Origin of the sequence: Microlunatus ginsengisoli (assembly GCF_039537205.1) — a bacterium.
Lineage (GTDB): Bacteria > Actinomycetota > Actinomycetes > Propionibacteriales > Propionibacteriaceae > Microlunatus > Microlunatus ginsengisoli.
Genome location: NZ_BAABAB010000016.1, coordinates 150404 through 175810, shown reverse-complemented (window position 1 = coordinate 175810; position 25407 = coordinate 150404). Strand labels below are relative to the sequence as shown.

Here is a 25407-nt window from a genome sequence, read left to right as displayed (position 1 = left end):
CGTCGTCCGGCGGGGTTCAGCTGCCGTCCCAGGCGGCGGTCTCGCCGAGCGCGTCGGAGTAGTGCACGCTCTGCACCGGCGAGTGCTCGTCGGCATTGAACGGGATCCAGCCGCTGACGCAATCGCCGACCCTCAGATCGGCTTCACGGGGCAGCAGTTTCGGCGGTTTCGACGGCCGTGGACCCTGCCGGAGCTCAGCGGTCGCGGAACCCTCGACGTTCTTCACGGTCCAGGACGTCCATCCGACCTGCAGCGTGTCGCCCGTCGAGTCCGGCGGAAGGCCGCGGACGCAGACCTCGGCGAGGACGAGCGCTCCGAAGGGAAGGCTGGTGGTGGCCTCCCGAACGGTCACCCTGACGTAGGGCAGCTCGGCCGAGTCGCCGAGGGCGAGGGTCCCGGTCGTTGGGTGGACCGGCGTTGGGTGGACCGGCGTTGGGTGGACCGGCGTCGGGTGGACCGGGCCGGACGCGCGTGCGGTCGGGGAGGGCGTGGCGGCGACGGTTCCCACCCGGTGCAACACGGCCGGGACCGCGACCGCGGTCACGCCGAGGGCGGCCGCCGCGACCAGCACCCCGGTCAGCACGGTGCCGCGCCGTGGCGGCCCGGGCGGCTCCGCGGCCGTGTCGTCGAGAATCTCGCGGAGCATCCGCTCCGGGTCGGGCAGGGGCCGCCGGGGCGGCAGGTCGAGGGACATCACAGGCTCCGATCGGGATCGTGCAGAAGGGCGGCCCCACCGGCGGCGAGCAGCCGCGCGCGAGCCCGGGACAGCCGGGACTTGACCGTGCCGATCGCGACGCCGAGCGCGGCTGCCGTCTCCGCCGGCGACAGCTCGGCCCAGGCCACCAGCTCGACCACGTCACGCTGGTTGCGGGGGAGCCGGGCGAGCAGGGTCCGGATCTCGCGCATCGTTGCCTCGGCCTCGACCCACCGGCCGAGGTCGTCGGTGTCGCCGCCGGTCGACTCACGGCTGCCGGCCCGATCGACCAGGGCCAGCTGGCGCCGGCGCGACCGGTTGGCGTTGCTGCACTCGTCTCTGGTCATCGCCAGCAGCACCGGCCGGGCCGACTCGAGCCGGAGCTCCTCGATCCGGCGCTGACGCGCCCGGCGCCACAGCGTGGTGAACGTCGCCTGGGTGACGTCCTCGGCGACCGACCAGGACGCGGTCCGCCGGAACGCGTAGGTGTAGACGGCGTCGCGGTGCCGCGCGAACAGTTCGGCGAACGCGCGTTCGTCGGCGAGCCGCAGCCGCTGCCACAGCTGGGCGTCCGAGCGATCGCCGTCGAGGGTGCTCACAACCGGTTCAGAGTGGCGCACCCCCGCCGGTGATTCACCGGCGGTCATCGCGGTGTCCGCGCAACGGGCTTCGGAGACGGGTCATGTGGTGGAAGAGTCCGGCTCGGCGCGAACGGTTCCCACCCGCCTTCAGCCGTTCTCCTCCGGGGGATCGGGCAGCGCCGGCGGGTCCGCGATGAGCAGGTCGGCGGCGAGGTCGCCGAGTCCGGCCACCCGGTCCAGCACCTGCTCCGGAGTGAAGCGCAGGTCATCCGGCCGGGCGACCGAGCCGAGTTCCTCCCAGCTCACCGGGGTGGCGACGCTGGGCAGTTCTCGGCCGCGCATCGAGTACGGCGCGACCGTGTTCCGGGCGGCCAGGTTCTGGTTGTAGTCGACGTAGACCCGGCCGGCCCGCTGTGCCTTGGACATGGTCGCGACGAAGAAGTCCGGGTAGGCGTCGCGCAACTGCCGGCCCATCCGCTTGACATAGCCCCAGCTGTCCCGGCTCCGGCACGGCCGCAGCGCGGCGTACACCTGGATCCCTTTGCTGCCGGAGGTCTGGGCCACCGGCAGCAGGCCGTCGGCTGCCATCTGCCCGGCGACCAGCAGCGCAGCGCGGGCGCACTCGACGATCGTCATCCCCTCGCCCGGGTCGAGGTCGACCACGACCCGGTCGGCCAGCGGCTCCCCGTCTCGGGGGCCGTGCTCAGGGAGTCCGACGATCCCGTTCGGGTCGGGGCGGGCGCTGGCGATCGTCCACTGCGGGACGTGCAACTCCAGCGCGGCCAGGTTGGCCAGCCAGACCACGGTCGGCTCGTCGTCGGCGACGACGTACGTCACGATTCCGTCGCTGGTGTTCACCCGGACCGTACGTAGCCAGTCGGGCGAGCCGTTCGGCGGGTTCTTCTCGTAGAACGGCTGGGACCGGACCCCGTCGGGGAAGCGGACCCGGGTCAGTGCCCGGTCGCGGACGTACGGCAGCAGGGTGGGCGCGATCTGGGTGTAGTAGCTGATCACCTCGGCCTTGGTGTAGCCGGCGGCCGGATAGAGCACCTTGTCCAGGTTGGACAGCGAGAGCGTCCGTCCACCCACCCGGACCAGGATCTCGGCTGCCACCCGCCCATTCTCTCCGGGCGGCCCGAGCCGAAACTGTGCGCGTCTTGCAGCGACACGCCGGTGCCGACTGCGACAGCCGCACACTTTCCGGGGACGGGGGAGTTCCGGGGGACGGGGGAGTTCCGGGGGACGGGGAGGGGCCGGGCCCCGCGTTCTGTTCCGAGTTGCGCTGAGACGGCTGCCCAGGATGTGGAATAGCGCCAGGGACGTACACGTTGGGCGGAGAGGATCGCGGAGTCGGTCCACCGCACCGCGCGTACGTCGTCTTGAATTCTGGAGGAATCGTGGCCTACCCGCCACTCGTCGAGCCCGCCGCCGAGCTGACCCGCGAAGAGGTCCACCGCTACAGCCGGCACCTGATCATCCCCGACGTCGGGATGGCGGGACAGAAGCGGCTGAAGAACGCCCGGGTGCTGGTGATCGGCGCGGGTGGGCTGGGCAGCCCCGCGCTGCTGTATCTCGCCGCGGCCGGGGTCGGCACGCTCGGCGTGATCGACTTCGACACCGTCGACGAGTCCAACCTGCAGCGCCAGATCATCCACGGCCAGTCCGACATCGGGAAGTCGAAGGCGATCTCGGCCAAGGAGTCGATCGCCGAGGTGAACCCGCTGGTGAACGTCGTCGTGCACGAGACCCGGCTGGACAACGACAACGTGATGGACATCTTCGCCCAGTACGACCTGATCCTGGACGGCACCGACAACTTCGCCACCCGGTATCTGGTCAACGACGCGGCCGTGCTGTCGAACAAGCCGTACGTCTGGGGCTCGATCTTCCGGTTCGAGGGCCAGGTCAGCGTGTTCTGGGCCGAGCACGGCCCGCAGTACCGCGACCTCTATCCCTCGCCGCCGCCGCCCGGAATGGTGCCTTCGTGCGCCGAGGGCGGCGTGCTCGGGGTGCTCTGCGCCTCGATCGGCTCCATCATGGTGACCGAGGCGATCAAGCTGATCACCGGCATCGGCGAGCCGCTGATCGGCCGGCTGATGGTCTACGACGCCTTGGAGATGAGCTACAAGACGCTCAAGCTGCGTCGCGATCCGGCCGGCGAACCGATCACCGGGCTGATCGACTACGAGAGCTTCTGCGGCGCGATCACCGACGAGGCCGCCGCGGCCCAGGTCGGCCACACGCTGTCGGTCAAGCAGCTCGAGGAGATGCTGAACGAGCGGGACTCGCGCGAGCGGGACTTCGTGCTGATCGACGTCCGTGAGCAGGTCGAGCGGGAGATCAACCAGATTCCCGGCTCGATCCTGATTCCCAAGGGCGACTTCCAGACCGGCGCCGCGCTGGCGGACCTGCCGCAGGACAAGCAGGTCGTGCTGTACTGCAAGACCGGCGTCCGGTCCGCCGAGGTGCTGGCGATGGTGCACGACGCCGGGCTCGCGGACGCCGTCCACGTCGGTGGCGGGGTCTCCGCCTGGGTCAGCCAGATCGATCCGTCGCAGGCCTCGTACTGAGCGCACCGCCGGCGCGGTCTCGCGCCGGCGGAGTCGCAGCGTCAGCGCGCGTCGAACTCGTTCGGATCCGGCCCGAGGCGCGCGCCGGTCTCCATCTCGGCGATGCTGTCGAGGTCGGCCCGGTCGAGCTCGAAGTCGAAGACGTCGAGGTTCTGGGTGATGCGCTCCGGGGTGACCGACTTGGGGATGACCACGCAGCCCAGCTGCAGATGCCAGCGCAGGACGACTTGGGCCGGCGAGCGGCCGGTCTTCTGTGCCAGCGCCGCGATCCGCGGATCGTCGAGCAGGCCCTTGCCCTGGCCGAGCGGCCCCCACGACTCGGTGACGATGCCGTGCTCGGAGTGGTAGGCCCGCAGCTCGGCCTGCGGGAACTGGGGATGCAGCTCGATCTGGTTGACGGCCGGCACCGTGCCGGTCTCGGCCGCCAGGCGCTCCAGATGCGCGATCTCGAAGTTGGACACACCGATCGACCGGATCCGACCGTCGGCTTGCAGTTTCTCGAAGGCGCGCCAGGTGTCGACGTACTGGTCGAACTTGGGTAGCGGCCAGTGGATGAGGAACAGGTCGAGCACGTCCAGACCGAGCTTGGTCATGCTGGCGTCGAACGCGGCGAGGGTGGAGTCGTAGCCCTGCTCGCTGTTGGTCAGCTTGGTGGTGACGAACAGCTCGTCCGGTGCCAGGTCGGACTGGGCGATGGCCGCACCGACACCTTCCTCGTTCCGGTAGCCCTGGGCGGTGTCGATCAGCCGATATCCGGCTTGCAGCGCCGTCGTGACCGCCTTCTTGGTGTCCTCCGGCGGGATCTGGAAGACACCGAACCCGAGTTGGGGAATGGGGAGGCCGGTGTTGAGGGTGAGCGTGGGAACGCTGGGCATGGGTTGTGCTCCTTCGGTTGGCAGCCGTGGTTGGTTACCCCGGCGTGGTCGGCTCAACCTGTCGTCCGGCGACCGGTTGCCTGCCGGGCGACGGGCTGAGACGGCAGCGGGCGTCCCTGATGTGCACGTCCCCGGCTGGCGGGTGCCGTCACCCGGCGGAGCCGGGACGCTGCTCCGGGCCGGCAGCCGACCGCTCGGCCGATCGGGCCGGCGTCGCTGAGGCGAGCTTCCAGATGCCGAGGCCGACCACGCCGAGTCCCACCACCTCGGCGGCCAAGACGAGCCCGGAACCACCCGGGCTCTCGTGGAAGACCAGCACGCCGAACAGCAGCGCGACGACGACCTGGGAGATGTTCAGCATCGGTGCCGTCAGCGACAGCCGCGTCGCCTGATAGGACCGTTGGTTCAGCAGCACGGCGCAGGCGCCGACGACGATCAGCGCCCACACCGGCCAGCCGAGCAGAACCCGGCTTCTTTCGGTGCCGAGCTGGGACACGACGACCTTGGCCAACCCGGCGACCAGCCCGAACAAGACACCGGCCGCCGCTCCGAACAACAGCCCCTGCAGTCGCTCGCCCGAACCGGCGCGGGCGCCGACGGCCAGCAGCAACCCGAGCACCGATCCGGCACCGACGAACGCGGCCGCGAGCCCGACCTGCGGGGCGGCGGTGGTGCCGGACTGCCGGACCGCGAGGAACAGCGCCAGCCCGCCCCAGGTGCAGCACAGCCAGATCAAGGTCCGGGCCGGCGGTAGGCGGTGGTCGAGGCCGGCTCTGATCAGCACCGCGAAGACCACGCCGCTGACGATCACCGGCTGAACTACGGTCAGCTCGCCCAGCCCGAGCGCCAGCGCGTGCAGTCCGAAGGCGACGGCACTCAACGCGAGCCCGATCAGCCACGCCGGCCGGCGCGCCAGCACCGCGACCAGGGCCATGCTCGACCGCCCGTCGTCGGCAGCGGAACTGACCACGCGATGTTGGACGGCGGATCCGGTGGCGAAGCAGGCGGCCGACGCCAGAGCGACACCGGCGGCGAGGCCGAACAATTCTCCTCCTGTTCCGCCGGTCGGGGGACCGGCGCGGACGACTCCGATGATGGTGCCCGGCCGTGCGCGGAAGGCAACATCATCGGAGGGAGGAGAAACGCTCACCGGCTGGTGATTCGGCGGCTCCTGAGCCGGTGGTCGGGAACGAAGAAGCCCCCGCACGAAGGTACGGGGGCTTCTTCGTTGGTCAGCAACCTCAGATGGCGTGCACCTGGTCGGCCTGGGGGCCCTTCGGGCCCTGGGTGGTCTGGAACTCCACCCGCTGGCCCTCGTCGAGCGAGCGGAACCCGGCCGCGTCGATCGCGCTGTAGTGGACGAAAACGTCCGGCCCGCCGCCGTCCACGGCGATGAAGCCGTAGCCCTTTTCGGCATTGAACCACTTGACGGTTCCCTGCGCCATGAAACATCTCCTAGCATCTGGCACTCGAGGCCGCACCTCACGACCTCGACATTGCTGCCGGACGCCGGGTGCTCCGCCGCCCACGCAAAGTTCTGGGGGCGTAGCACTGACCACGACACAGACTTGCTCAACAGCGGGACCAGCCTTGCACACTTCCGGGCGGTGTGGAACCCGATGTCGATTTCCTCCATCGGCGCGTCGCGGGCTCGCGGTTACTTCGTGCCGGCCACTAATCGGGAGCCGAAACGCCGCCTTAATCTGCGCCCGGGTTCCAGCGCGCGACCGACAGCCGGATGCGGTCGCCGCTGATCGCGCAGCCCTCGGCCGCGAGCCGGTCCAGCGCCCGATCCTCCAGCCCGCGGACCGGATGCCCGTCGGCCCGGATGACCCGCCACCACGGCACGCCGGCCCCGCTGCGAGACATCACCGTGCCGACCTGGCGCGGGCCGCCGCGGCCGACGTACTCGGCGATGTCGCCGTACGTCATCACCCGGCCCGGCGGGATCCGTTCCACCACCGCCAGCACCAGTTCGGTGTAGTCGTCCTCGGCCGGCGGCTCCACACCCCGATCGGGCATCGCGACCTCACCAGCCCTGGGAGCCGGGTACGCCCTTGAACGGCCCGACCACGGTCGAGGTGATCCAACCGCCGTAGAACCCGCCCGGCTGCGGCACGACCCGCTCGCCGTCGACCAGGCAGTAGTCCATCATCGCGGCGTACAGGGCGACATGGTTCGCCAGCATCGCGAAGTCGGGGCTGGGCCGTGGGTAGTACCAGGCCGCCCGCCGGGCCAGCCGCTCGCCGCCGTACACGTCGAGGTAGTTCGCCGACCCCTTCCACTCGCAGAACGAGCCGCCGCGGGTCGAGATCAGGCTGCCGGGCCGGAAGGCCGACCGCGGCAGATAGTAGGTCGGCGGGTGCGAGGTCTCCAGCACCCGCCAACTGGTCCTGGTCTCGCAGATCTCCTCACCACCGAGGACGACCACGATCTCCTCGTCGCTGAAGCGCGCGACCGGGGGCCGCGGGTAGTCCCAGACCGACTCCTGCCCGGGCGCGATCGCGTCGGGAACGGGACGTCCCCGCGGTACGTCCTCCGCCGTCATGCGCCCACCCTAGTGTCCCGTCCGAACCCGAACCGGACGGTCGACCGGGTATGGCCGTGACAGGGCGGTCGCCGCGGGTCGACACTGAGCACATGGCCACCGAAACGGTCGCCGCCGTCTACGGCACGCCGGCCGGACAGAGCCGGATCCAGCGGCTGGGCAGCGGAATGTTGCCGTCGCCCCAACTCGTCGTCGTCGATCCGCCCCTGGACGCCGCGCTGGCGTCTGCCGATCCGCCTCGACCCCTGCAGGTCGCGCTGGCCGCGCTGCGGTCCGACGGCACCCTGTTCGTCGAGCTGCGCGACGTCGCCCGCGTCCTGGAGTCCGTTGCCCTCGGCGGGGCCCCGCTCTGGGGACTGGAACTGAGCGAGCCGGCCCGGGCTCCGGCGATCTTCTGGCCCGGCAAGCCGATCTCCCACCAGCCGGTGCCTCAGTTCGACGCCAAGCAGCTGGCGGCGCTGCTCCACGGTGCGCGACCGAAGCAGCCCGGAAGGCCGCCGAATCCGCATCCTCACGGCTTTCCGATTCCGGTCGGTCTGTGGTGCGTGCTCTTCCCCCACGCCTCGTACTGCAGATGAGCGCCCCGCCGGCCCGCGGTGGGCCCGGTGCCCACTCGCGGCTCAGGCTGCGGCTGCGTCGAGTCGGCGATGTCGCCGTTGTCGTCCTGGCGCTGATGATGGACCTGGTCGCCGCCGGACCCGAGGGTATCGGCGGTGGTCAGATCGCGCCGATCCTGTTCGTGCTCGCCACCGCCGCGGTCTATGCGACCCTGCTGCTGCGCTGGCGGCACCCGATCGTGATCTTCTGCGTGCAGTGGTGCTTCACCTGGACGACGATGATCGAGGTCTGGTTCCAGCCGTTCGCCGCGCTCCTGATCGCGCTGCACGCCGTGGCCGCCCGGCTGTCGGCTCGCTGGTCGGTGCTCGCCCTGCTCGCGACGTTGGTGCCGTTCTCGCTCTACAGCGCCCGGACCGCCGACGTCGGCGGCACCGTCGTGCCGCGCGCCTTCGCCGAGGTGATGGTGCTCTGGATGTTGCTGGCCACCGCTACCTGGGCCGTCGGTCGGCTGTCGTACGTCTCCGCCCGACGCAGCCTCCGGTTGCACGAGCTCCAGGTCGCCGAGGCTGCGGCCGCGGTCCAGGCCGAGCGGATGCGGCTGGCCCGCGAGCTGCACGACATCGTCGCGCACACGGTGACGATCATGATGATCCAAGCCACCGGGGCGAAGGCCGTGCTGGAACCGGGCCAGCCGGACGTGCGCAAGGCGCTGGAGGTGATCGAGGACTCCGGCGTGCAGGCGATGGCCGAGCTGCACCGGATGCTGAACCTGCTGCGGATGCCCGACGGCGAAGACGAGCCGGGCGCGCTGCAGCCCGATCTGCGCGATCTGCAGCATCTGGTCGGAGCGGCCGCCCAGGCCGGCCGAGACGTCTCGCTGGAGGAGGTCGGGACGCCGGGGACGCTGGACCCGAGCGTGTCCGGGGCGGCCTACCGGGTGGTCCAGGAGGCGCTGACGAACGCGGCGAAGCACGGCGGACCGCAGGCGATCGTCCGGGTCCGGCTGGCTTGGACCGAGAGCGCGCTGGAGGTCAGCGTCACCGACCGCGAACGAGGGCCCAAGCTGTCGGCCGAGCAGGCGGCCGCGCTGTCCTCCGGCCACGGCCTGCGCGGCCTGCGCGAGCGGGTGATCATGGTCGGCGGCGCCCTCGAGGCCGGCCCGGTGGACGGCGGCTTCCGGGTCCGGGCGATCCTTCCTCGGCACGGCGTCCGGGCCGGATCGCTGCTGGCCAGCGGGCAGGCCGGATGATCTCCGTCCTCGTCGCCGACGATCAGGCCCTGATCCGGGCCGGGATCGTGCTGCTGCTGAACGCCCAGCCCGACCTGGCCGTGGTGGCCGAGGCCGGTGACGGCGCCGCGGCGGTCGCGCTGGCCGCGGAGCACCGGCCCGACGTGGTGATCATGGACGTCCGGATGCCGGTGCTGGACGGGGTCGCCGCGACCCGGACGCTGTGCGCCGATCGGCCGTCCGCGGACGGACCGGGCCCACGCGTGCTGATGCTGACCACGTTCGACGACGACGAGGCCGTCTACGGCGCGCTGCTGGCCGGCGCCAGTGGTTACCTGCTGAAGCACGCGGTTCCGCACGACCTGGTGGCCGCGGTCCACCGGGTCGCGGACGGCGACGCCTGGCTGGACCCGGCCGTCGCCGGCAAGGTGATCACCGCGCTGGCCCGGACGCCCCGGGTGGGCGAGCCCTCCGGCGACCTGATCGCCCGGTTGACCGCCCGCGAGCGGGAGGTGCTGGTGCTGATGGCCGACGGGTCGTCCAACGCCGAGATCGCCGAGCGGCTGGTGGTGGGCGAGGGAACGATCAAGACCCACGTCTCCCGGGTGCTGATGAAGACCGGCAGCCGGGACCGGGTCCAGGCGGTCGCGCTGGCCTATCGATCCGGCCTGGTGCGTGCCTGATGGCTTCGCTCGGGCAAGCCCTCGCTCCGCGCTCCGCTGCGCTGTTCTGATTGCTTCGCTCGGGCAAGCCCTCGCTCCGCGCTCCGCTGCGCTTCAGGCCGGCTCGTTCGTCGGATCTGGTGAAACGAAAGGCGTGTTTCACCAGATCCTCCTGCACTCCCCGGCGCGCAGCGTCGGTGCTGGTGAATTCGCGCTGTTCTGATGGCTCCGCTCGGGCAAGCCCTCGCTGCGCTTCAGGCCGGCCCGATCTCCCGGTCTATGCCGTCCGGCAGAGGTCGAAGATCTGCCCGCGGGCAGATTCGCCGACGGCGCGAAAACCGCACCCTAGTTGATGTTCCGGGAGGGCCGGAACAGACAACCAGAGGGGGACGAGATGACCATCATCTCCACGCAGGGCAAGCTCCGCCGGACCGTGGTCGGCGGCATGATCGCGCTCGCCGCGGCGGCACCGATCGCCCTGGCCAGCGCGCCGGCGCAGGCCACCACGACCAGCAGCAGCTGCTCGGTCACGCCGCTCAGGCCGTACTTCGTCGGCTTCAACAGCTCCGGGGTGAAGCTGGTCCGCTACAAGGTCACCGTCAAGTGCTCGGCCGATCGGTCGATCGCCATCGAGCAGCGGCGCTACGACACCGTGCCGAGCCCGGACAAGTACCTCGGGCAGAGCGTGCTGAAGCACACGTTCGGCTCGACCGGAACGGTGAGCCTGTGGGTCACCCAGGCACTGCCCGAGACCGGTGCCGGCAACGAGCACGTTCGGCAGCGGGTCCGCTTCCGGGTCGCCAGCCACGGCGTGACCTCGGCCTGGACGTCGTGGGAGTACTCGCCGACCCTGTCCATCCCCAACTGAACCGGCCATCCCCAACTGAACCGGCCATCCCCAACTGAGCCGGCGATCCGGAACTGAGCCGGCCGTCCCCGACCGAGCCGGCCAGCCCGAGCCGAACGGCCGGGTGAGGCCGGGGATACTTGTCCGGTGCTCGGCGGGGATCGCGCGATGGGGACCGGCGTCGTCGTCCGGCGGGCGGGGGAGCGATTCGTCACCTCCGCCCCCGGACGGACGTCGTGGCACGCGTTCTCCTTCGGCGAGCACTACGATCCCGCCCGGGTCGGGTTCGGTCCGTTGCTGGTGTGCAACACCGACCTGATCGCTGCCGACCACGGCTATCCCGACCATCCGCACCGCGACGCCGAGATCCTCACCTGGGTGCTCGCCGGTTCGCTGCGGCACAGCGACTCGTTCGGCAATGTCGGCGTGGTCCACCCGGGCCTGGCGCAACGGATGAGCGCCGGCTCCGGCATCGTGCATGCCGAGGTGAACGACGCCTACCGGCTGGATCCGGAGCGCCCGGTCGCGCCGGTCTCGTTCGTCCAGATGTGGGTAAGTCCGGACCGCTCCGGCGCCACCCCCGGCTATGCGCAGCGCGAGCTGGCACCGGCCGATCTCGACGCCGGGCTGGTGCCGGTCGCTTCCGGCCGCGACCGGGACGCGGCGATCGATCTCGGCACCCGCGACGCCACCTTCTGGGCCACCCGGCTCGGTGCCGGCGAGGCGCGCCGGTTGCCGGACGCGCCCGCGCTGTTCGTCCTGGTCGGCCGCGGCCGGATCGAGCTCGAGGGCGCGGGGCCGCTCGGGGCCGGGGATCACGGGGAGCTCCGTGACCGCGGCGGGTCGATGATCACCGCACTGGATCCGGCCGAGGTGCTGGTCTGGGGGTTCGGCCGGTGACCGGCGGGCCCTGGCTGGTCAGGATCTTCGGGCACGACCGGCCGCGGCTGACCCACGAGCTGCTGTCTCTGCTGGACGAGCAGGGGGCGGTGCTGGAAGACATGGAGCAGCTGGTCGTCCGGGAGCGGCTCACCCTCGACGTGCTGGTCCGCCTCGACGGGTTCGACGGCGACATCCCGACGACGCTGCGCCTGCTGACCGACTGGGGGTCCGGGCACGGGCTCAGCGTGACGGCCTCGCTGGTGGAGTCGAGGTCGTCGCGGGCCGAGCTGCCACGGCACGCGGTGACCGTGCTGGGGGAGCGGCTGAGCGCTGGCGGGCTGGCCGCGGTGACCGAGGCGATCGCCCGCAGCGGCGGCAACATCGACCGGATCGTACGGCTGGCGACGAAGCCGGTGATCGCGTACGACTTCGCCGTGATCGTCGACGACCCGGACGCCATGCGTCGGTCGTTGATGGAGGTCGCTCATGATCATCGGCTGGACATCGCCGTGCAGGCCGGCGGCCTGGAACGGCGGGCCAAGCGATTGGTGGTGATGGACGTCGACTCCACCCTGATCGCGGACGAGGTGATCGAGCTGCTGGCCGACGAGGCAGGGGTCGGCGCCCGGGTGGCCGAGATCACCGCGCGCGCGATGGCCGGCGAGCTGGACTTCGAGGGCTCCCTGCGGGAGCGGGTCCGGCTGCTGGCCGGCCTGGACGCTGCCGCGATCGAGCGGGCCCGACGCCGGATCCGGCTGACCCCGGGGGCGCGGACGTTCGTCGCCACGCTGCAGCGGCTGGGCGCCAAGGTGGCGATCATCAGCGGCGGCTTCACCCCGTTCACCGACTGGCTACGGTCCGAGCTGGATCTCGATCACGCCTTTGCGAACACCCTCGAGCTGCGCGACGGCGTGCTGACCGGCGAGGTGCTCGGCCGGGTCGTCGATCGCGCCCGGAAGGCCGAGCTGCTGGCCGAGATCGCCGCAGCAGAAGGGATCCCGCTCAGCCAGACGGTGGCGATCGGGGACGGCGCCAACGATCTCGACATGCTGGCCGCGGCCGGGCTGGGAATCGCGTTCAACGCCAAGCCGCTGGTCCGGCGGCAGGTCGGGACGACGGTCTCGGTGCCGTACCTGGACGCGATCTTGTTCATGCTCGGGCTCCGCGGTCGCGACGTCGACCGCTCCGAATGACGCAGCCGGTGCGGTCCGCCGGGATCTCGACCTCGACCGACGGCCGGTGGGCGCCGTTCCCGGTGCAGGACTGGTCGACGCTGCCGCCGCCGGGCGCGGACCTGGGGTCGCCGGCCGGCCGCCCGGCGCGATCGCGGCGGAGCCGGTCGCCGCTGATCGTCATCCTCGTCGTGCTGGCACTCGTCGCCGGCGCGATCGTCGTGGCGAACGGTCTGGGCCGTCCGCACGGCGGTTCGGCGGCGATCCGGTACGTTCCCCGCGACGGCGCGGTCGGTTGGGCCGAGCGCAGCTCCGCCGGGGCCCCGGCGGAACCGGTGGTGGTGGAGTCCGCACGGTATGCCGCCGGCGAGCTCCGCGCCGCCCTCGACTTCACGCTGGCCACCCAGGTGCTCGCTCCGGTCGGCGGATCGTATGTCGGCAAGGATTTCTGGCGGACCACCACGACCTCGGCCACTGGGTCGGACCAGCCGCAGCAGATCCGGGTCTATGCCCTCGGCGGCGACGTCACCTTGATCGCGGAGTCCTGGCCGGGCCGCGGCATGGTCTTCGACCCCGGCGTGGTCGAGCTGCCGGCCGAGGTCGCGGTCGGCAGCCACTGGACCAGCAGCGGATCGGCCGGGACCGATGCCGACTACGCCGCCTCGTTCAGCGCATCCGCGGCAGCGGGGGAGTGCCTCCGGGTGGCCGGTGAGCTCCGGCTGACCACGAAGACCGGGGAACTGCGTTCGCGCACGGTCAGCGACAAGCTCTGGTGCCACGACCGCGGAATCGTGGACGTCAGCGAGACCGCCGACGACGTGACCGTCACCCTCACCTCGACCGGCCGGATCGCCGCCCCGGAAGGGATCTCGACGACACCGACGGCACCTCCGGCCTGGCCGGAGGCGGGCGGGTGGCGCTCGGTCACCGCCAAGTCCGTCTCGGTGGACCCGACGTTCGGCGAGGGACCGATCACGGCCGTCCCGGCACTGCTGCCGCCGGTCGTGACGGCGGGTGGACGGATCTTCCGGGCGGCCGCCGGCGCCGAGGACGTGGTCGCCTTCGCGCCGTACGTCGACGGGCCGGGCGATCCCGCCCGCCGCTGGCGCTCGCTGTGGCGGCTGCACCCCGGCGGGTCCGTTCTGTCGGTCGCTGCGTTCGGCGACGTCGTCACGGTGTCCACCAGCCTGCGGCAGCTGGTCGGCTACCGCGACGACGGCGTCCGGCTCTGGTCGGTCGACCTCGACGAGCTGGCCTTCGCCGCCCCGGTCCGGCTGTCCGCCGACTCGCTGGCCGTGGTCGACCTGGCCGGCTCGGTCCGCGCCGTCGACATCTCCTCCGGCGCTGTGCGCTGGCGGTCGAGCACGCCCGGCGACGTCGGCACCGCCCCGGTCGCCGGCGCGGGCCTGGTGGTGGTGGCCGACCGGAGCGGGGCGGTGAGCGCGTTCGACGCCGCCGACGGCCGGTCCCGTTGGCAGCTGGAGATCGACCAGTACCTCGGCGCCGCCCCGGCCGGCGACGCGGTCCTGCTGGTCGGCGAGCAGACCGTCCAGGCGGTGGCCCCGGCGGACGGGAGGCGGCGCTGGATGCGGCCCTATCGGGGCACCTTCCGCTCGATCAGCGCGGCGGCCGGCGGGGCGGTGCTGACCGGCCGGACCGGGTCCCAGCTGCTGACCGCCGACGGCCGGGCCCGGGACCTGCCGAGGTCGTACGCGGTCGTGACGGCCGAGCCCGGCACCGGGCCCGGGCGACGCTTCGTCGGCTGGGCCGACACCCGGGCCGACCTGCTCGACGCCGACGGCACGGTGCTGGCAGGCCGGGAGATCCCACCGCTCAGCGTGGTGGACGGCCAGCGACTCGTCGCGGCAGACCGCACCGGCGTGCTGCTCGCGACCCAGACCTGGGACTGGCTGTTCTGGGGCGCGCCGCCCGGCTGATCAGCCCCACCAGCCCTGGCGGTGGGCCCAGCGCAGCAGCAGGGCGGACATCACGATCATCACCGCGACCAGGAAGCCGAGCCAGATCCAGTGGGTGTGGGTGTAGACGATCACGTTCATGCCGAGGATCGACGACAGCGACGTGATCGGCAGCGTGACCGCGGCGATCACCGCCAGCCGCTCGGCGGCGATGGTCATCTTGGTGTCCGTCCGGGCCCGATAGAACTCCGTCACCCCGGCCAGGAAGTCCAGCTGGGCCTGGGCGATGTGGGCGACCCGCTCGTACTGGTCGAGCAGGTCCTCCAGCAGCTGCACCGCCTCCGGTGGGGCGAAGGCGGCGAGCTTGATCGCCCGGCGATAGATCTCGCCACCCTGGCTGGCCATCGTCTTGATCGTCATCAGCTCGTGCCGGGCGCTGAACAGCTGGGCCAGGAACTGCTGCGGCTCCTCGTCGGTGGCCGCCATCACCCGCTGCTCCAGCAACCCCACCTGGCGGGCGAGATCGGCCACCATCGCCGCCTCACCGCGCGCGATCGTGGAGACGATCGCGTACGACAGCCCGAACGGTGAGGTCGGCCGGAGCCGGCCGGTCTCCAGCCGCTCGACCACGTGCCGGGTCTCCCGAAGGGCCTCCGCAACTGGCACGGTCGGGTTCAGCGGGCCGTGCACGGTGACCAGGAAGTCGCGGCCGATGAACTGGTCCAGCTCGAGGTAGTGGACGTGGCCCCCGGTCCCGATCAGCGGCGCGTGCACCACGATGAAGAGGTGGTCGGGGTAGCGGTGCACCCGCGGCGTGTGGTTGCGGTCCCGGCAGTTGTCCAGCGCGATCGGGTGGAAGCCGAACCGTTCCCGCAGCAGGGCATCGGCCTCGTCGGTCCACTCCGGGACGTCCAGCCAGACGAAACCGTCGGATCGCGAGCGCAACGCGTCCAACTCGGCCAGGTCATGCAGCGAGGTACCGTCGGGGCCGATCCAGCGGAGCTCGATGGAGTGATCACTCACAGCACAGTTCTACCCCCGGCCGGGCGGCCGATGGCCTAAGGTGACCGGGTGCCACCGGGCGAGCCGACCACCACCGTGGAGCGGCCGGCGGCACCGCGGACCCGGGTTGCGGACGGATCCCGGATGGTACGGCTGCTGCTGGACCGGGCGGTGCTCGAACGGGTCCGCGAGGGCCGGCTGCGTGACGTCGGCTGGCCGCGCGGTCTGGACGCCGTGGTCGCCGTCGGCGGCGGGCTGATCGGGATCGCCTGCCTGCTCGCCCTCGGATCGCACTGGCTCCGCGGCGCCGCGGAGCTGGACGTGCCGGCGGCCACCGGATCCTCGATCCCGCAGCCGCTGGTCGGACTGCTGCTCGTGCTGCTCGCGGTCACTCTCGCGCTGGGCCAGCACGCCGGACTGCACGGGCCCTGGTGGCTGCTGCTGCTCACCACCACCGTCTGTGCGCTGGTGATGGGCACGTTCGGGCTGCATACCGCGCTGGCGGCCGGGCCGATCGTGCCGATCGCGGTGGCGGTGCTGATCGCCGGCCTGGTCGTGTTCAGCGTGGTCCGGCACCGACGCAGGTTCGCCTGGTGGGAGTTTCCCGTGCTGGTGGCCTCGATCGGCTTCGCGATCGCGCTCGGCACCGGCGACTTCGCGTTCCGCGGGCGGCAGGTCGGCGCGAACATCGTCCCGGACCTGGCTGCGATCACGGTCTCCAGCCTGATGCAGTTGTCGCTGCCGGCGGCCGTGGCGGCCGGTACCGCGGTTGCGGAGCTGACCGTCGGTCTGACCGTGACGGCGGCCGCGCAGGCCGACCGGCGACGGACCGGTCCGGCGGCGCGCGGCGCGCGCGGGGCGTACGCCGTGCTCGCCGGGCTGGTCACCGTTCGTGCGGTCGAGGTCGGCTGGCGGCTGACCCATCTCGACCCGGTCCGGCAGGGCTGGCTCGCGGTGCTGCCCGGGCTGGCCGTCGTCGTCGCGCTGGCCGCGGTGTCCGCCGTGCTGCTGCGGCTCGCCCGGTCGGGGCCGCCGATCGCCGTCTCCACCCTGCCCGACGAGCTCGGCCGGGTGGCGCTGCCGCTCGGCGCGGCGATCGTGGGACTCACGGTGCCGATCCTGGTGGCGGCGACGGCGTACACGGTGGTGGTCTTTCTCGCCCCGACCGCGGCGGCAGGTCGGGGCAGCCTGGACGGGGTTATCGCGCTGAGCGAGCTGACCGACGTGATCCGGATCGGGCTCGCGGTCGTGCTGGTCGCCCTCGGGGTCCGGCTCGCGCGGCGCGGGCGCGCGGCCAGGGCGGTCTTGTTCGGCTGCATCGCGGTCACCCTGACCGCGACCGCGATGCGCTCGCTGACCGGTCAGCGGTGGGCGATCTGGTTCGACCCCGACACCGTCAACCTGCTGGCGAGCGTCGGCGTGCTCGGGCTGCTGGGGACGTACGCGGTGCGGCGCCGGTTGACGCCCGGCCGGGCGGTCGCCGGGTCCGCCCTGCTGGTGCTGATGCTGCTGTTCTCGCTGCGCCGCTATCTCGGCGATCCGGTCGGGGAGATCGTCGGCTACTCCGGACTGGGCCTGGCGGTCTTCGGCCTGCTCTGGGACCTGCTCACCGGCGCCGGCTGGGGCAACGGCGACAGCCGCCGGTTCCCGCGGCCCACCCGGGTGCTGCTGGTGCTGACCAATACCGCGATGCTCGCCGTCGTGGTCGCCTATGCCGCCCTGATCCGCGACGCCGGCCGCTTCTCCGTCGACGCGTTCGTCGAGCTCGGCGACCTCGTCCTCGGGGTCGGTCTGGTGGCGGCGGCGTTCGCCGTCATCGTGCAGGCCTTCGTGCGCGATCGCCCGCTGGACTGACCGGCCGGACTGACCGGTCGGACTGACTGGCCGGACTGACTGGCCGGACTGACTGGCCGGACTGACTGGCCGGACCGAGTGGTGCGCCGGGAGTGTCAGTGCCCGCCGCTTCACTGGCCTCGGCGTAACCTCGCCGAAGCACATCCTCGGAAAGCGATATGTACGAACTGATCCGACAGCCGCCCGAGCGGGCCCTGCCGCCGGCGCTGGACCCGTCCCAGCGGGCCGTCGTCGACCACCCGGGCGGGCCACTGCTCGTGCTGGCCGGTCCCGGCACCGGGAAGACCACCACCCTGGTGGAGTCGGTGGTGGACCGGATCGAGCGTCGCGGGGTCGCTCCGGACACACTCTTGGTGCTGACCTTCTCCCGGCGTGCCGCTGCCGAGCTGCGCAGCCGGATCGGTGCCCGGCTGGGCCGGTCGGCGGTCACGCCGATGGTGATGACCTTCCACGCCTTCTGCTACGCGCTGGTCCGCCGGTTCGCCGAGGAGAGCCCGGAGGACGCACCGCCGCGGCTGCTGACCGGCCCCGAGCAGGAGTTCCGGGTCCGCGAGGTGCTCGCCGGCAGCCCGCACACGGGCCGGGCCGATTGGCCGGAGTCGGTCGCCGGCGCGTTCGGCACCCGGGCCTTCGCCGCCGAGGTGCGGGCGGTGATCGCCAAGGCGCGTCAGCTCGGGATGGACCCGGAGGACGTGGTCGACGCCGGGCTGGCCGCCGGCCGGCCGGAGTGGGTCAGCGTCGGGCAGTTCTTCGACGAGTATCTAGACGTGCTGGACGCCGAGCGGGTGCTGGACTACGCCGAGCTGGTCCATCGCTGCCGGATTATGCTCGCCGCGGCGGGGGTCGCCGACCAGCTGCGGCGCGAGATCGGTACCGTGTTCGTGGACGAGTATCAAGACACCGACCCGGCCCAGGTCGCGCTGCTGCAGACCGTCGCCGGCGACGGACGCGACGTGGTGGTGTTCGGCGACCCGGACCAGTCGATCTATGCGTTCCGCGGTGCCGAGGCGCGCGGCATCCTCGACTTCCCCGACCTGTTCACGACCGTCGCCGGCGCTCGGGCGCCGGTGGTGGCGCTCGGCCAGACCCGGCGGTTCGGCCCCCGGCTGCTGGCGGCCAGCCGGAGCCTGGTCGGGCGGCTCGGTGTGCCGCGCAGCCTGCCCGGCGAGGTCTTCGAGACGTTCCGGTCGCCGGTCTGCGCTCCCGGGACGGCGAAGGGTCGGGTGGAGGTCTTCACCTGCGTCAGCCCCGGCGCCGAGGCCGAGCACATCGCCGAGCTGCTGCGCGCCGCGCACCTGCGCGACGGCATCGCCTGGCCGGAGATGGCGGTGCTGGTCCGGTCCGGCCGGCGCACCATTCCGATGCTGGGCCGGGCGCTGATCGCGGCCGGGGTGCCGGTCGAGGTCGCCGGTGACGAGATCCCGCTGGCCGCCGAGGCCGCCGTACGTCCGCTGCTGACCGCCCTGCACGTCGCGTCCGGCCCGGTCCGGCCGACCACCGACGAGGCACAGACGCTGTTGATGTCGCCGCTCGGCGGCCTGGACAGCATGGCGATCCGGCGGCTCGGCCGCGCGTTGCGCGACGCGGAGCGCCGGGAGCTGGCCGGTGTCGCGTTGCCCCGGCCGTCGGTGGAGCTGCTGGCGGCTGCGCTGCACGACCCGGCGCTGCTGGACGAGCTGGCCGACTCCGCCGACGCCGCGGCCGCCCGCCGGCTGGCCCGGCTGCTGCACGAGGCCGCCGCGGCGATCGGGTCCGGCCGGACCGCCGAGGAGGTGCTCTGGCTGCTCTGGTCGGGCACCGGCTGGCCGGAGCGGCTGCGGACGTCCGCGGCCGGCGCCGGTGACGTCGGCCGCCGGGCCAACCGTGACCTGGACGCGGTCTGCGCCCTGTTCGCGATCGCGGCCCGGTCGGAGGAGGTCTCCGGGCTGCGCGGGGTCACCGGATTCCTCGCGGAGGTGGAGGGTCAGCAGATCCCGGCCGACCCGCTGCGCGAGTCACCGGTCCGCGGCGGCGGGGTCCGGCTGCTCACCGCTCACCGGGCCAAGGGCCTGGAGTGGGAGCTGGTGGTCGTGGCCGGCGTCCAGGAGGGGGTGTGGCCGGACGTCCGGCGGCGAGGGTCGCTGCTGGAGGCCGACCGGCTCAGCCGGCGCGGCGTGGTCGATCCAGCTCCGACCGCGGTCCGGATCGCCGAGGAGCGGCGGCTGTTCTACGTCGCCTGCACCCGAGCCCGGTCCCGGCTGATCGTGACCGCGGTGGACGGGACCGAGGGCGAGGGCGACCAGCCGAGCCGGTTCCTGACCGAGCTGGACGTCAGTGTCGGGTCCCGCCCCGGCCGGCCGCGCCGGCCGCTGTCGCTGCCGGCGCTGGTGGCGGAGCTGCGCAGCGTCAGCGTCGACCCGGAGCGGAGCCCGGCGCTGCGCGAGCAGGCCGCCGTCCGGCTGGCGCGGTTGGCGGACTCCACCGACGACGAGGGCCGCCCGCTGGTTCCGGCGGCGCGACCCGCCAACTGGTGGGGCATGCGCCCGCTGAGCGACGCTCCGGACGGCGCGGGTACCGCGCCGGTGCAGCGGCCCGGCGATCCGGTGCACCTGTCCGGCAGCCAGCTCGGCACGGTGCTCGGGTGCCCCCGGCAGTGGTTCTTGTCCCGCAAGGCCAGCGCCGAGACACCGCGGCAGGCCGCCGCGAGCTTCGGCTCGGTGATCCACGTGCTGGCCGAGCACGGCGCCCGCAGCGGGGTGGACGCCGACCAGATGGCCGCGCACCTGGAGACGGTCTGGGACCAGCTCGACTTCGACGCCAACTGGTTGTCCGCCACCGAACGGATCGAGGCCGAGGCCGCACTCGAGCGGTTCGCCGGTTGGCAGCAGGCCCGCTCCGGCCAGCAGCTGCTCGGCACCGAGGTCCCGTTCGAGTGCGAGATCGTCGCCCGGGGCGAGCGGGTACGGCTGACCGGCACCGCCGACCGGGTCGAGCGCGACCCGGACGGCCGGGTCCGGATCGTCGACTTCAAGACCTCGCGCGCGCCGCTCGCCGCGGCCGACGTGATGGTGCACGACCAGCTCGGCGTCTATCAGCTGGCGGTGGCGGCCGGTGCGTTCGCCGCGGTGGCGGGTCCGGGTGCCCGTCCCGGCGGGGCCGAGCTGGTCTTCCTCCGGCTGAGCGACGGGTCGGGCCCGGGGCCGGGGCTGCCGAAAGTCTTCGGCCAGCCGTCGCTGGATGACCAGCCGTTCCCGCTCGGCTGGCCGGAGGGGACCGGGGAGGCGGGGCCGGACGTACCCACCTGGGTGCACGGCCGGCTCGCCGACGCCGCCGCGATCATCCGGGCGGAACGCTTCGACGCCACCATCGGGCCCGCCTGCCGCTGGTGCGCCTTCCGGACCAGCTGCCCGGCCCAGAGCGCGGGGAAGCAGGTCGTGGCGTGACCGGGCTCGACGGTGGCGCTGCGCGCTCCGCGGTCACGGGCTCCGCGGTCACGGGCTGCGGGGGGTCTCGCTCGTTCGTCGGCGTTTCGGACGACGGAACAGCATGTCGCCCGAAACCCCTCCTCACTCCCGAGAGGCTCCGCCCGTGACTGATTCCGATGGTCGCGCTCCGCGCTCCGCGGTCACGGGCTGCGCGGGGTCTCGCTCGTTCGTCGGCGTTTCGGACGACGGAACGGCGTGTCGCCCGAAACCCCTCCTCACTCCCGAGAGGCTCCGCCCGTGACCGTGTCCACGCTGAACCCGATTCCGGTCAGCGCGATCCTCCGGGACGAGGCGGACCTGTGCGACGCGCTGCGGGTCGACTTCTCCGACGAGCAGCTCGCCGCCATCACCGCGCCGCTCGATCCCGGGGTGATCATCGCCGGGGCCGGCTCGGGCAAGACGACGGTGATGGCGGCCCGGGTCGTCTGGCTGGTCGGCACCGGCGCGGTTCGGCCGGAGCAGGTGCTCGGGCTGACGTTCACCCGCAAGGCGGCGGCTGAGCTGTCCGCGCGGATCCGGGCGGCCCTGGTCACCGCCGGGGTAGTGGACGGCCGCGGGGTGGACTCCAGCGGTGAGCAGGTGGTGATGACCTACGACGCGTTCGCCGGCCGGCTGGTGTCCGAGCACGGCCTCCGGCTGGGCTTCGAGGCCGACCCGACCATGATCAGTGGGGCGACCCGCTACCGTCTCGCCTCCCGGGTGGTGAAGGCTGCGGCAGGCCCGTTCGACCACATCTCCCGGCTCCGCCCGGCGACGGTGACCGACCGGGTGCTGAAGCTGGACAGCGACCTCCAGCAGCACCTGGTGGCCCCGGACGCGCTCGACCCGCACGCCCGCGACTACCTGCTGGCACTGGAGTCGGCGCCGCTGAACAACCGCGGGAACGTCTACGCGGACGTGAAGAAGGCGATGCTCGCCGCCGAGGAACGGCTCGAGCTGGTCAGCCTGGTCCGCGACTACCAGGCGCTGAAGCAGCGGCTCGGCCTGGTCGAGTTCGCCGACCAGATGGCCATCGCGGCGAGGCTCGCGAAGGAGGTGCCGCAGGTCTCCGCGGCGTTGCGGGACGCGTTCTCGGTGGTGCTGCTGGACGAATACCAGGACACGTCGGCCGCCCAGGCGGCGCTGCTGCGGGGGCTGTTCTCCGGACGTACGCCCGATGAGGGCCTGGGTCATCCGGTTACCGCGGTCGGCGACCCGTTCCAGGCGATCTACGGCTGGCGCGGCGCAGCGGCGAGCAACATCATCGCGTTCGCCGACGACTTCCGCACCAGGCGCGGTCGGCCGGCCCGGCAGTTCGCGCTCACGGTCAACCGGCGCAGCGGTCAGGCGATCCTCGACGTGGCGAACACGCTCAGTGCCTCGCTGCGGACCGACACCACGGGGCTGCTCGGCGGCGCCGGCACCGTGGACGGGCTCGGGCTGCTGCGGGCACCGGAGGGGACGCCGAGCGGGCGGGTGCACGCCGCGATGCACCGCAGCTGGCCGGAAGAGGTGCGCTGGATCGGCGACCGCGTGGTCGCCGCCCGGGCCGACGGAACGGCCCCGCACTGGGCCGACATCGCCGTACTGACCAGGCGGAACGCCGACATCGGCGCGCTCTACGGCGAGCTCACCGGGCGGGACGTGCCGGTCGAGATCGTCGGTCTCGGCGGGCTGCTGCAGCTGCCCGAGATCGCGGACGTGCTGGCCGTGTTGCGGCTGATCGACGACGTCACCGCCAATCCCGACCTGGTCCGGTTGCTGACCGGGCCGCGCTGGCGGATCGGCGTCCGCGACCTGGCCCTGCTGGGCCGGCGGGCGCGCGAGCTGGCACACGCCCCGCGGACCGCGGGGGAGGCCGCCGAGCGGGCCGAGGACCTGCTCGGGGCGCTGGAGGACGCCGTCGCCGATGTCGACCCGGCGGATCTGGTCTGCCTGCTGGACGCGCTGGAGGATCCGGGTGAGGCCGACTACTCGGCCGAGACGCTCCGCCGGTTCCGGCACATCGCCGCCGAACTGGACCAGCTGCGCCAGCACAGTGACGAGCCGGTGCTGGACCTGACCCGGCGGGTGATCGTGACCCTCGGCCTCGACGTCGAGGTGATGGCGACGCCGGAGTTCGTCCGCAGTGGCCGGCGCGACCAGCTGGGTACGTTCCTGGACGCGGTGGCCGACTACGTCGACGTCGACGGCGACGCCTCGCTGTCCGGCCTGCTGGCCTATCTGCAGGCCGAGATCGAGCAGGGCGCCGGGCTGGAGCAGGCCGTGCCGTCGGACCGCGAGGCGGTGAAGCTGCTCACCGTGCACCGGGCCAAGGGGCTGGAGTGGCCGGTGGTCTTCCTGCCGGCGCTGATGCACGGGGTCTTCCCGAGCGACCGGGTGACCGACAACTGGGTCGCCAACCCCGCGGTGCTGCCGGCCGACCTGCGCGGCGACGCCGGTGCCGTGCCGCAGCTGACCGACGCGTCGAACACGGCGATGGGGGCGTACAAGACGGCGCTGCGCAGCCAGCAGCTGCTGGCCGAGGACCGGCTGGCCTACGTCGCCGCGACCCGCGCGAAGCGGCTGCTGGTCGGGTCCGGGCACTACTGGCGTGCGGAGCTGGCCAACCCGCGGCAGCCGTCGGCTTACCTCCAGACGATCATGGACGCCGCCGACGCCGAGAACGGGCTCGACCTGTTCGCCGCCGAACCGGGGCCGGTGAACCCACTGGTGGTGCAGGCGGTGCCGAAGTCCTGGCCGGCACCGCTTGACCCCGAGGCGGCGAGCCGCCGAGAGCAGGCGGCGGCCGCGGTGGAAGCCGCCCGCCGGGCCGGCGGGATCGACCCGGGGACGTACGAGCTGCTGCTCGACGACGCGGAGGTCGTGGCGGGCTGGGACGCCGATCTCGGCCGGCTGATCGGTGAGCTGCGGTCCAGCCGATCGGGGCGGCGGACGGTGCTGCTGCCGGCCGATCTGTCGGCCAGCGCCGTGCTCCGGCTCGCCGAGGATCCGGAACGGTTCGCCGCCGAGCTGGCCCGGCCGATGCCGCGACCGCCGTCCCGCGCGGCTCGCTTCGGCACCCGGTTCCACGCCTGGGTGGAGCGCCAGTTCGCGGGCCGTCTGGGCGTCGGCGGTCTCGGTCAGCAGCAGCTGATCGACCCCGATGACCTGCCGGACCGCGCGGACGCGGGGGCGGACGCCGACGAGGACCTGCGGGAGCTGTGCCGGGCCTTCGCGGACGGGGCGTACGGCCACCGCGTGCCGTACGCGGTCGAGGCGCCGTTCAGCGTGGTGGTCGGTGGTCGGCTGATCCGTGGCCGGATCGACGCCGTGTACGACCTCGGTACGGAGGGCGGCGATCACCGCTATCAGGTGGTCGACTGGAAGACCGGCCGAGTGGACAGCGCCGACCCGCTGCAGCTGGCCATCTACCGGCTGGCCTGGGCCGAGGTCACCCGGACTCCGCCGGACCGGGTCGACGCGGTCTTCTACCACGTCCGCGCCGACCGGGTGATCCGCCCGACCGGGCTGGCGGAGCGGCCGGAGCTGGAGGCGATCCTGGCCGGCTCGGTCCCGTCCGTCACCGATCGGGGGTTATGACGGGTTCCACCGGCCGGATTACGCTGACGGGGTGATTCATTGGGCCCTTGCCAGCGATCTCGATCGCGTCGACCACCATCGACGATCGACCAGCTGGGTGGCCGGTCTGTGGCGCTCCGAGGACGCCAAGCTGCTCAAGCTCGACGCGGAGTCGCGGTTCACGACCAACGCCGGCGGCAGCAAGCTGCGGATGACCAAGCCGTTCGTGGAGTTCGACGACCAGCGGCACCGGCTCCTCGGGCTGCTCGACGGGATCCCGATCTTCGCCGTGGAGGCGCTGACCGAGGGAGAGGTGCACGACCTCCGCGAGGTGGGTTTCCAGCTCAGCGACAACGAGCGGGACATCGCTGCCACCGCCGCAGCGCTCACCCACTGGCACCGCAACGAGCCGCTCTGCGCCAAGTGCGGCGGGGCCACCCGGGTGATCAACGGCGGCTTCGCCCGGCACTGCGAGACCTGCAACGCCGACCACTTCCCGCGGACCGACCCGGCGGTGATCGTCGCCGTCGTCGACGACGCCGACCGGATCCTGCTCGGCAGCCAGAATGGCTGGGGCAACCGGGTGTCGGTGCTGGCCGGATTCGTCGAGATAGGGGAGTCGCTGGAGCAGGCGATCCACCGCGAGATCGCCGAAGAGGTCGACGTCACCTTGTCCGAGGTCGCCTACTTCGGCAGCCAGCCCTGGCCGTTTCCACGATCGCTGATGGTCGGCTTTGCCGCCCGGGCGGCGACATCGGCGATCTGTGTGGACAACGAGGAGATCGCGTACGCCGACTGGTACACCCGCGACGAGCTGACTCGCAAGCTCGACGCCGGTGAGCTGGGCCTGCCCGGCCGGTCCTCGATCGCCTCCCGGTTGATCCAGGCCTGGCGCGACGGCGAGCTCCCGCTCTGAAGCTCCCGCCCCGGCCCGCTCAGCCGCCGCGCCCAAGCCGGAAAGTGTGCAGAAGCGGCGGGTCTGAAACGCTTCAGAATGCGAGATCTGCACAGTTT

Annotated in this window: 21 protein-coding genes; 12 read left to right on the top strand and 9 right to left on the bottom strand. The window is 72.5% G+C overall.

What is annotated here, in order from left to right:
* Window positions 1-16 precede the first annotated feature (16 nt).
* The 3 genes from ABD747_RS12285 to ligD all read right to left on the bottom strand — a co-directional run bounded on the left by ABD747_RS12285 (window position 17) and on the right by ligD (window position 2388).
* Window positions 17-694, bottom strand: a complete 678-nt coding sequence (locus tag ABD747_RS12285; protein WP_344804852.1) for a hypothetical protein — start codon at window positions 692-694, stop codon at window positions 17-19.
* Window positions 694-1293 carry an RNA polymerase sigma factor gene (locus ABD747_RS12280; protein ID WP_344804850.1) on the bottom strand — a complete coding sequence of 200 codons (600 nt, stop codon included), beginning with the start codon at window positions 1291-1293 and terminating at the stop codon, window positions 694-696. Before ABD747_RS12280 ends, ABD747_RS12285 begins: the two co-directional genes overlap by 1 nt.
* Window positions 1294-1422: 129 nt before the next feature.
* Window positions 1423-2388 carry a non-homologous end-joining DNA ligase gene (gene ligD, locus ABD747_RS12275; RefSeq protein ID WP_344804848.1) on the bottom strand — a complete coding sequence of 322 codons (966 nt, stop codon included), beginning with the start codon at window positions 2386-2388 and terminating at the stop codon, window positions 1423-1425.
* Window positions 2389-2672: 284 nt separating this feature from the next.
* Here ligD and moeZ point away from each other — a divergent pair, with 284 nt between their 5' ends.
* Window positions 2673-3845: an adenylyltransferase/sulfurtransferase MoeZ gene (gene moeZ, locus ABD747_RS12270; protein ID WP_344804846.1), complete on the top strand. Its 1173-nt coding sequence runs from the start codon at window positions 2673-2675 to the stop codon at window positions 3843-3845.
* 41 nt (window positions 3846-3886) lie between these two features.
* Here the strand turns inward: moeZ and ABD747_RS12265 are convergent, their stop codons facing one another.
* The 5 genes from ABD747_RS12265 to ABD747_RS12245 form a co-directional block, all read right to left on the bottom strand.
* Complete coding sequence (locus tag ABD747_RS12265; RefSeq protein WP_344804844.1) at window positions 3887-4720, bottom strand: aldo/keto reductase; 834 nt, start codon at window positions 4718-4720, stop codon at window positions 3887-3889.
* A gap of 148 nt (window positions 4721-4868) precedes the next feature.
* Window positions 4869-5765, bottom strand: a complete 897-nt coding sequence (locus ABD747_RS12260; RefSeq protein WP_344804842.1) for a DMT family transporter — start codon at window positions 5763-5765, stop codon at window positions 4869-4871.
* A 196-nt stretch (window positions 5766-5961) separates the two neighbouring features.
* The gene (locus tag ABD747_RS12255; RefSeq protein WP_344804841.1) at window positions 5962-6165 is read right to left on the bottom strand and encodes a cold-shock protein; all 204 of its coding nucleotides are present in this window, start codon (window positions 6163-6165) and stop codon (window positions 5962-5964) included.
* A gap of 253 nt (window positions 6166-6418) precedes the next feature.
* The gene (locus ABD747_RS12250; protein ID WP_344804839.1) at window positions 6419-6742 is read right to left on the bottom strand and encodes an MGMT family protein; all 324 of its coding nucleotides are present in this window, start codon (window positions 6740-6742) and stop codon (window positions 6419-6421) included.
* A 7-nt stretch (window positions 6743-6749) separates the two neighbouring features.
* A complete protein-coding gene (locus ABD747_RS12245; protein WP_344804837.1) occupies window positions 6750-7268 on the bottom strand; it encodes a DUF427 domain-containing protein in 519 nt (172 codons plus the stop codon).
* A gap of 92 nt (window positions 7269-7360) precedes the next feature.
* Here ABD747_RS12245 and ABD747_RS12240 point away from each other — a divergent pair, with 92 nt between their 5' ends.
* The 7 genes from ABD747_RS12240 to ABD747_RS12210 all read left to right on the top strand — a co-directional run bounded on the left by ABD747_RS12240 (window position 7361) and on the right by ABD747_RS12210 (window position 14554).
* Window positions 7361-7846: a hypothetical protein gene (locus tag ABD747_RS12240; protein ID WP_344804835.1), complete on the top strand. Its 486-nt coding sequence runs from the start codon at window positions 7361-7363 to the stop codon at window positions 7844-7846.
* Window positions 7843-9075, top strand: a complete 1233-nt coding sequence (locus ABD747_RS12235; RefSeq protein ID WP_344804833.1) for a sensor histidine kinase — start codon at window positions 7843-7845, stop codon at window positions 9073-9075. Before ABD747_RS12240 ends, ABD747_RS12235 begins: the two co-directional genes overlap by 4 nt.
* Window positions 9072-9737 (top strand): response regulator transcription factor, encoded by a 666-nt coding sequence (locus tag ABD747_RS12230; protein WP_344804831.1) that lies wholly within the window; start codon window positions 9072-9074, stop codon window positions 9735-9737. The genes ABD747_RS12235 and ABD747_RS12230 overlap by 4 nt, the downstream gene beginning before the upstream one ends.
* A gap of 373 nt (window positions 9738-10110) precedes the next feature.
* Window positions 10111-10584 (top strand): hypothetical protein, encoded by a 474-nt coding sequence (locus ABD747_RS12225; RefSeq protein ID WP_344804829.1) that lies wholly within the window; start codon window positions 10111-10113, stop codon window positions 10582-10584.
* Window positions 10585-10731: 147 nt separating this feature from the next.
* Window positions 10732-11463: a pirin family protein gene (locus tag ABD747_RS12220; protein WP_344804827.1), complete on the top strand. Its 732-nt coding sequence runs from the start codon at window positions 10732-10734 to the stop codon at window positions 11461-11463.
* Window positions 11460-12638 carry a phosphoserine phosphatase SerB gene (gene serB / locus ABD747_RS12215; protein WP_344804825.1) on the top strand — a complete coding sequence of 393 codons (1179 nt, stop codon included), beginning with the start codon at window positions 11460-11462 and terminating at the stop codon, window positions 12636-12638. Before ABD747_RS12220 ends, serB begins: the two co-directional genes overlap by 4 nt.
* Window positions 12635-14554, top strand: coding sequence for an outer membrane protein assembly factor BamB family protein (locus ABD747_RS12210; protein ID WP_344804823.1), 1920 nt, complete (start codon window positions 12635-12637; stop codon window positions 14552-14554). The genes serB and ABD747_RS12210 overlap by 4 nt, the downstream gene beginning before the upstream one ends.
* Here ABD747_RS12210 and ABD747_RS12205 read toward each other — a convergent pair whose 3' ends face one another.
* On the bottom strand, window positions 14555-15556 hold the full coding sequence (locus tag ABD747_RS12205) for a magnesium transporter CorA family protein (RefSeq protein WP_344804821.1): 1002 nt from the start codon (window positions 15554-15556) through the stop codon (window positions 14555-14557).
* Window positions 15557-15604: 48 nt separating this feature from the next.
* Between ABD747_RS12205 and ABD747_RS12200 the strand changes: the two genes are divergently transcribed.
* The 4 genes from ABD747_RS12200 to nudC all read left to right on the top strand — a co-directional run bounded on the left by ABD747_RS12200 (window position 15605) and on the right by nudC (window position 25309).
* Window positions 15605-17389 (top strand): hypothetical protein, encoded by a 1785-nt coding sequence (locus ABD747_RS12200; protein ID WP_344804819.1) that lies wholly within the window; start codon window positions 15605-15607, stop codon window positions 17387-17389.
* Between the two features lie 158 nt (window positions 17390-17547).
* Complete coding sequence (locus tag ABD747_RS12195; protein ID WP_344804816.1) at window positions 17548-20811, top strand: ATP-dependent helicase; 3264 nt, start codon at window positions 17548-17550, stop codon at window positions 20809-20811.
* Between the two features lie 279 nt (window positions 20812-21090).
* A complete protein-coding gene (locus ABD747_RS12190; RefSeq protein WP_344804814.1) occupies window positions 21091-24414 on the top strand; it encodes an ATP-dependent helicase in 3324 nt (1107 codons plus the stop codon).
* A gap of 31 nt (window positions 24415-24445) precedes the next feature.
* Window positions 24446-25309 (top strand): NAD(+) diphosphatase, encoded by an 864-nt coding sequence (gene nudC / locus ABD747_RS12185; RefSeq protein ID WP_344804812.1) that lies wholly within the window; start codon window positions 24446-24448, stop codon window positions 25307-25309.
* The last annotated feature ends 98 nt before the right edge of the window (window positions 25310-25407 follow it).

What these genes read in the sequence shown, in the direction of transcription:
- ABD747_RS12285 (WP_344804852.1), bottom strand. Translation starts at nt 694, where the DNA reads ATGTCCCTCGACCTGCCGCCCCGGCGGCCCCTGCCCGACCCGGAGCGG.
- ABD747_RS12265 (WP_344804844.1), bottom strand. Translation starts at nt 4,720, where the DNA reads ATGCCCAGCGTTCCCACGCTCACCCTCAACACCGGCCTCCCCATTCCC.
- ABD747_RS12255 (WP_344804841.1), bottom strand. Translation starts at nt 6,165, where the DNA reads ATGGCGCAGGGAACCGTCAAGTGGTTCAATGCCGAAAAGGGCTACGGC.
- ABD747_RS12250 (WP_344804839.1), bottom strand. Translation starts at nt 6,742, where the DNA reads ATGCCCGATCGGGGTGTGGAGCCGCCGGCCGAGGACGACTACACCGAA.
- ABD747_RS12245 (WP_344804837.1), bottom strand. Translation starts at nt 7,268, where the DNA reads ATGACGGCGGAGGACGTACCGCGGGGACGTCCCGTTCCCGACGCGATC.
- ABD747_RS12240 (WP_344804835.1), top strand. Translation starts at nt 7,361, where the DNA reads ATGGCCACCGAAACGGTCGCCGCCGTCTACGGCACGCCGGCCGGACAG.
- ABD747_RS12235 (WP_344804833.1), top strand. Translation starts at nt 7,843, where the DNA reads ATGAGCGCCCCGCCGGCCCGCGGTGGGCCCGGTGCCCACTCGCGGCTC.
- ABD747_RS12230 (WP_344804831.1), top strand. Translation starts at nt 9,072, where the DNA reads ATGATCTCCGTCCTCGTCGCCGACGATCAGGCCCTGATCCGGGCCGGG.
- ABD747_RS12225 (WP_344804829.1), top strand. Translation starts at nt 10,111, where the DNA reads ATGACCATCATCTCCACGCAGGGCAAGCTCCGCCGGACCGTGGTCGGC.
- ABD747_RS12220 (WP_344804827.1), top strand. Translation starts at nt 10,732, where the DNA reads ATGGGGACCGGCGTCGTCGTCCGGCGGGCGGGGGAGCGATTCGTCACC.
- ABD747_RS12210 (WP_344804823.1), top strand. Translation starts at nt 12,635, where the DNA reads ATGACGCAGCCGGTGCGGTCCGCCGGGATCTCGACCTCGACCGACGGC.
- ABD747_RS12195 (WP_344804816.1), top strand. Translation starts at nt 17,548, where the DNA reads ATGTACGAACTGATCCGACAGCCGCCCGAGCGGGCCCTGCCGCCGGCG.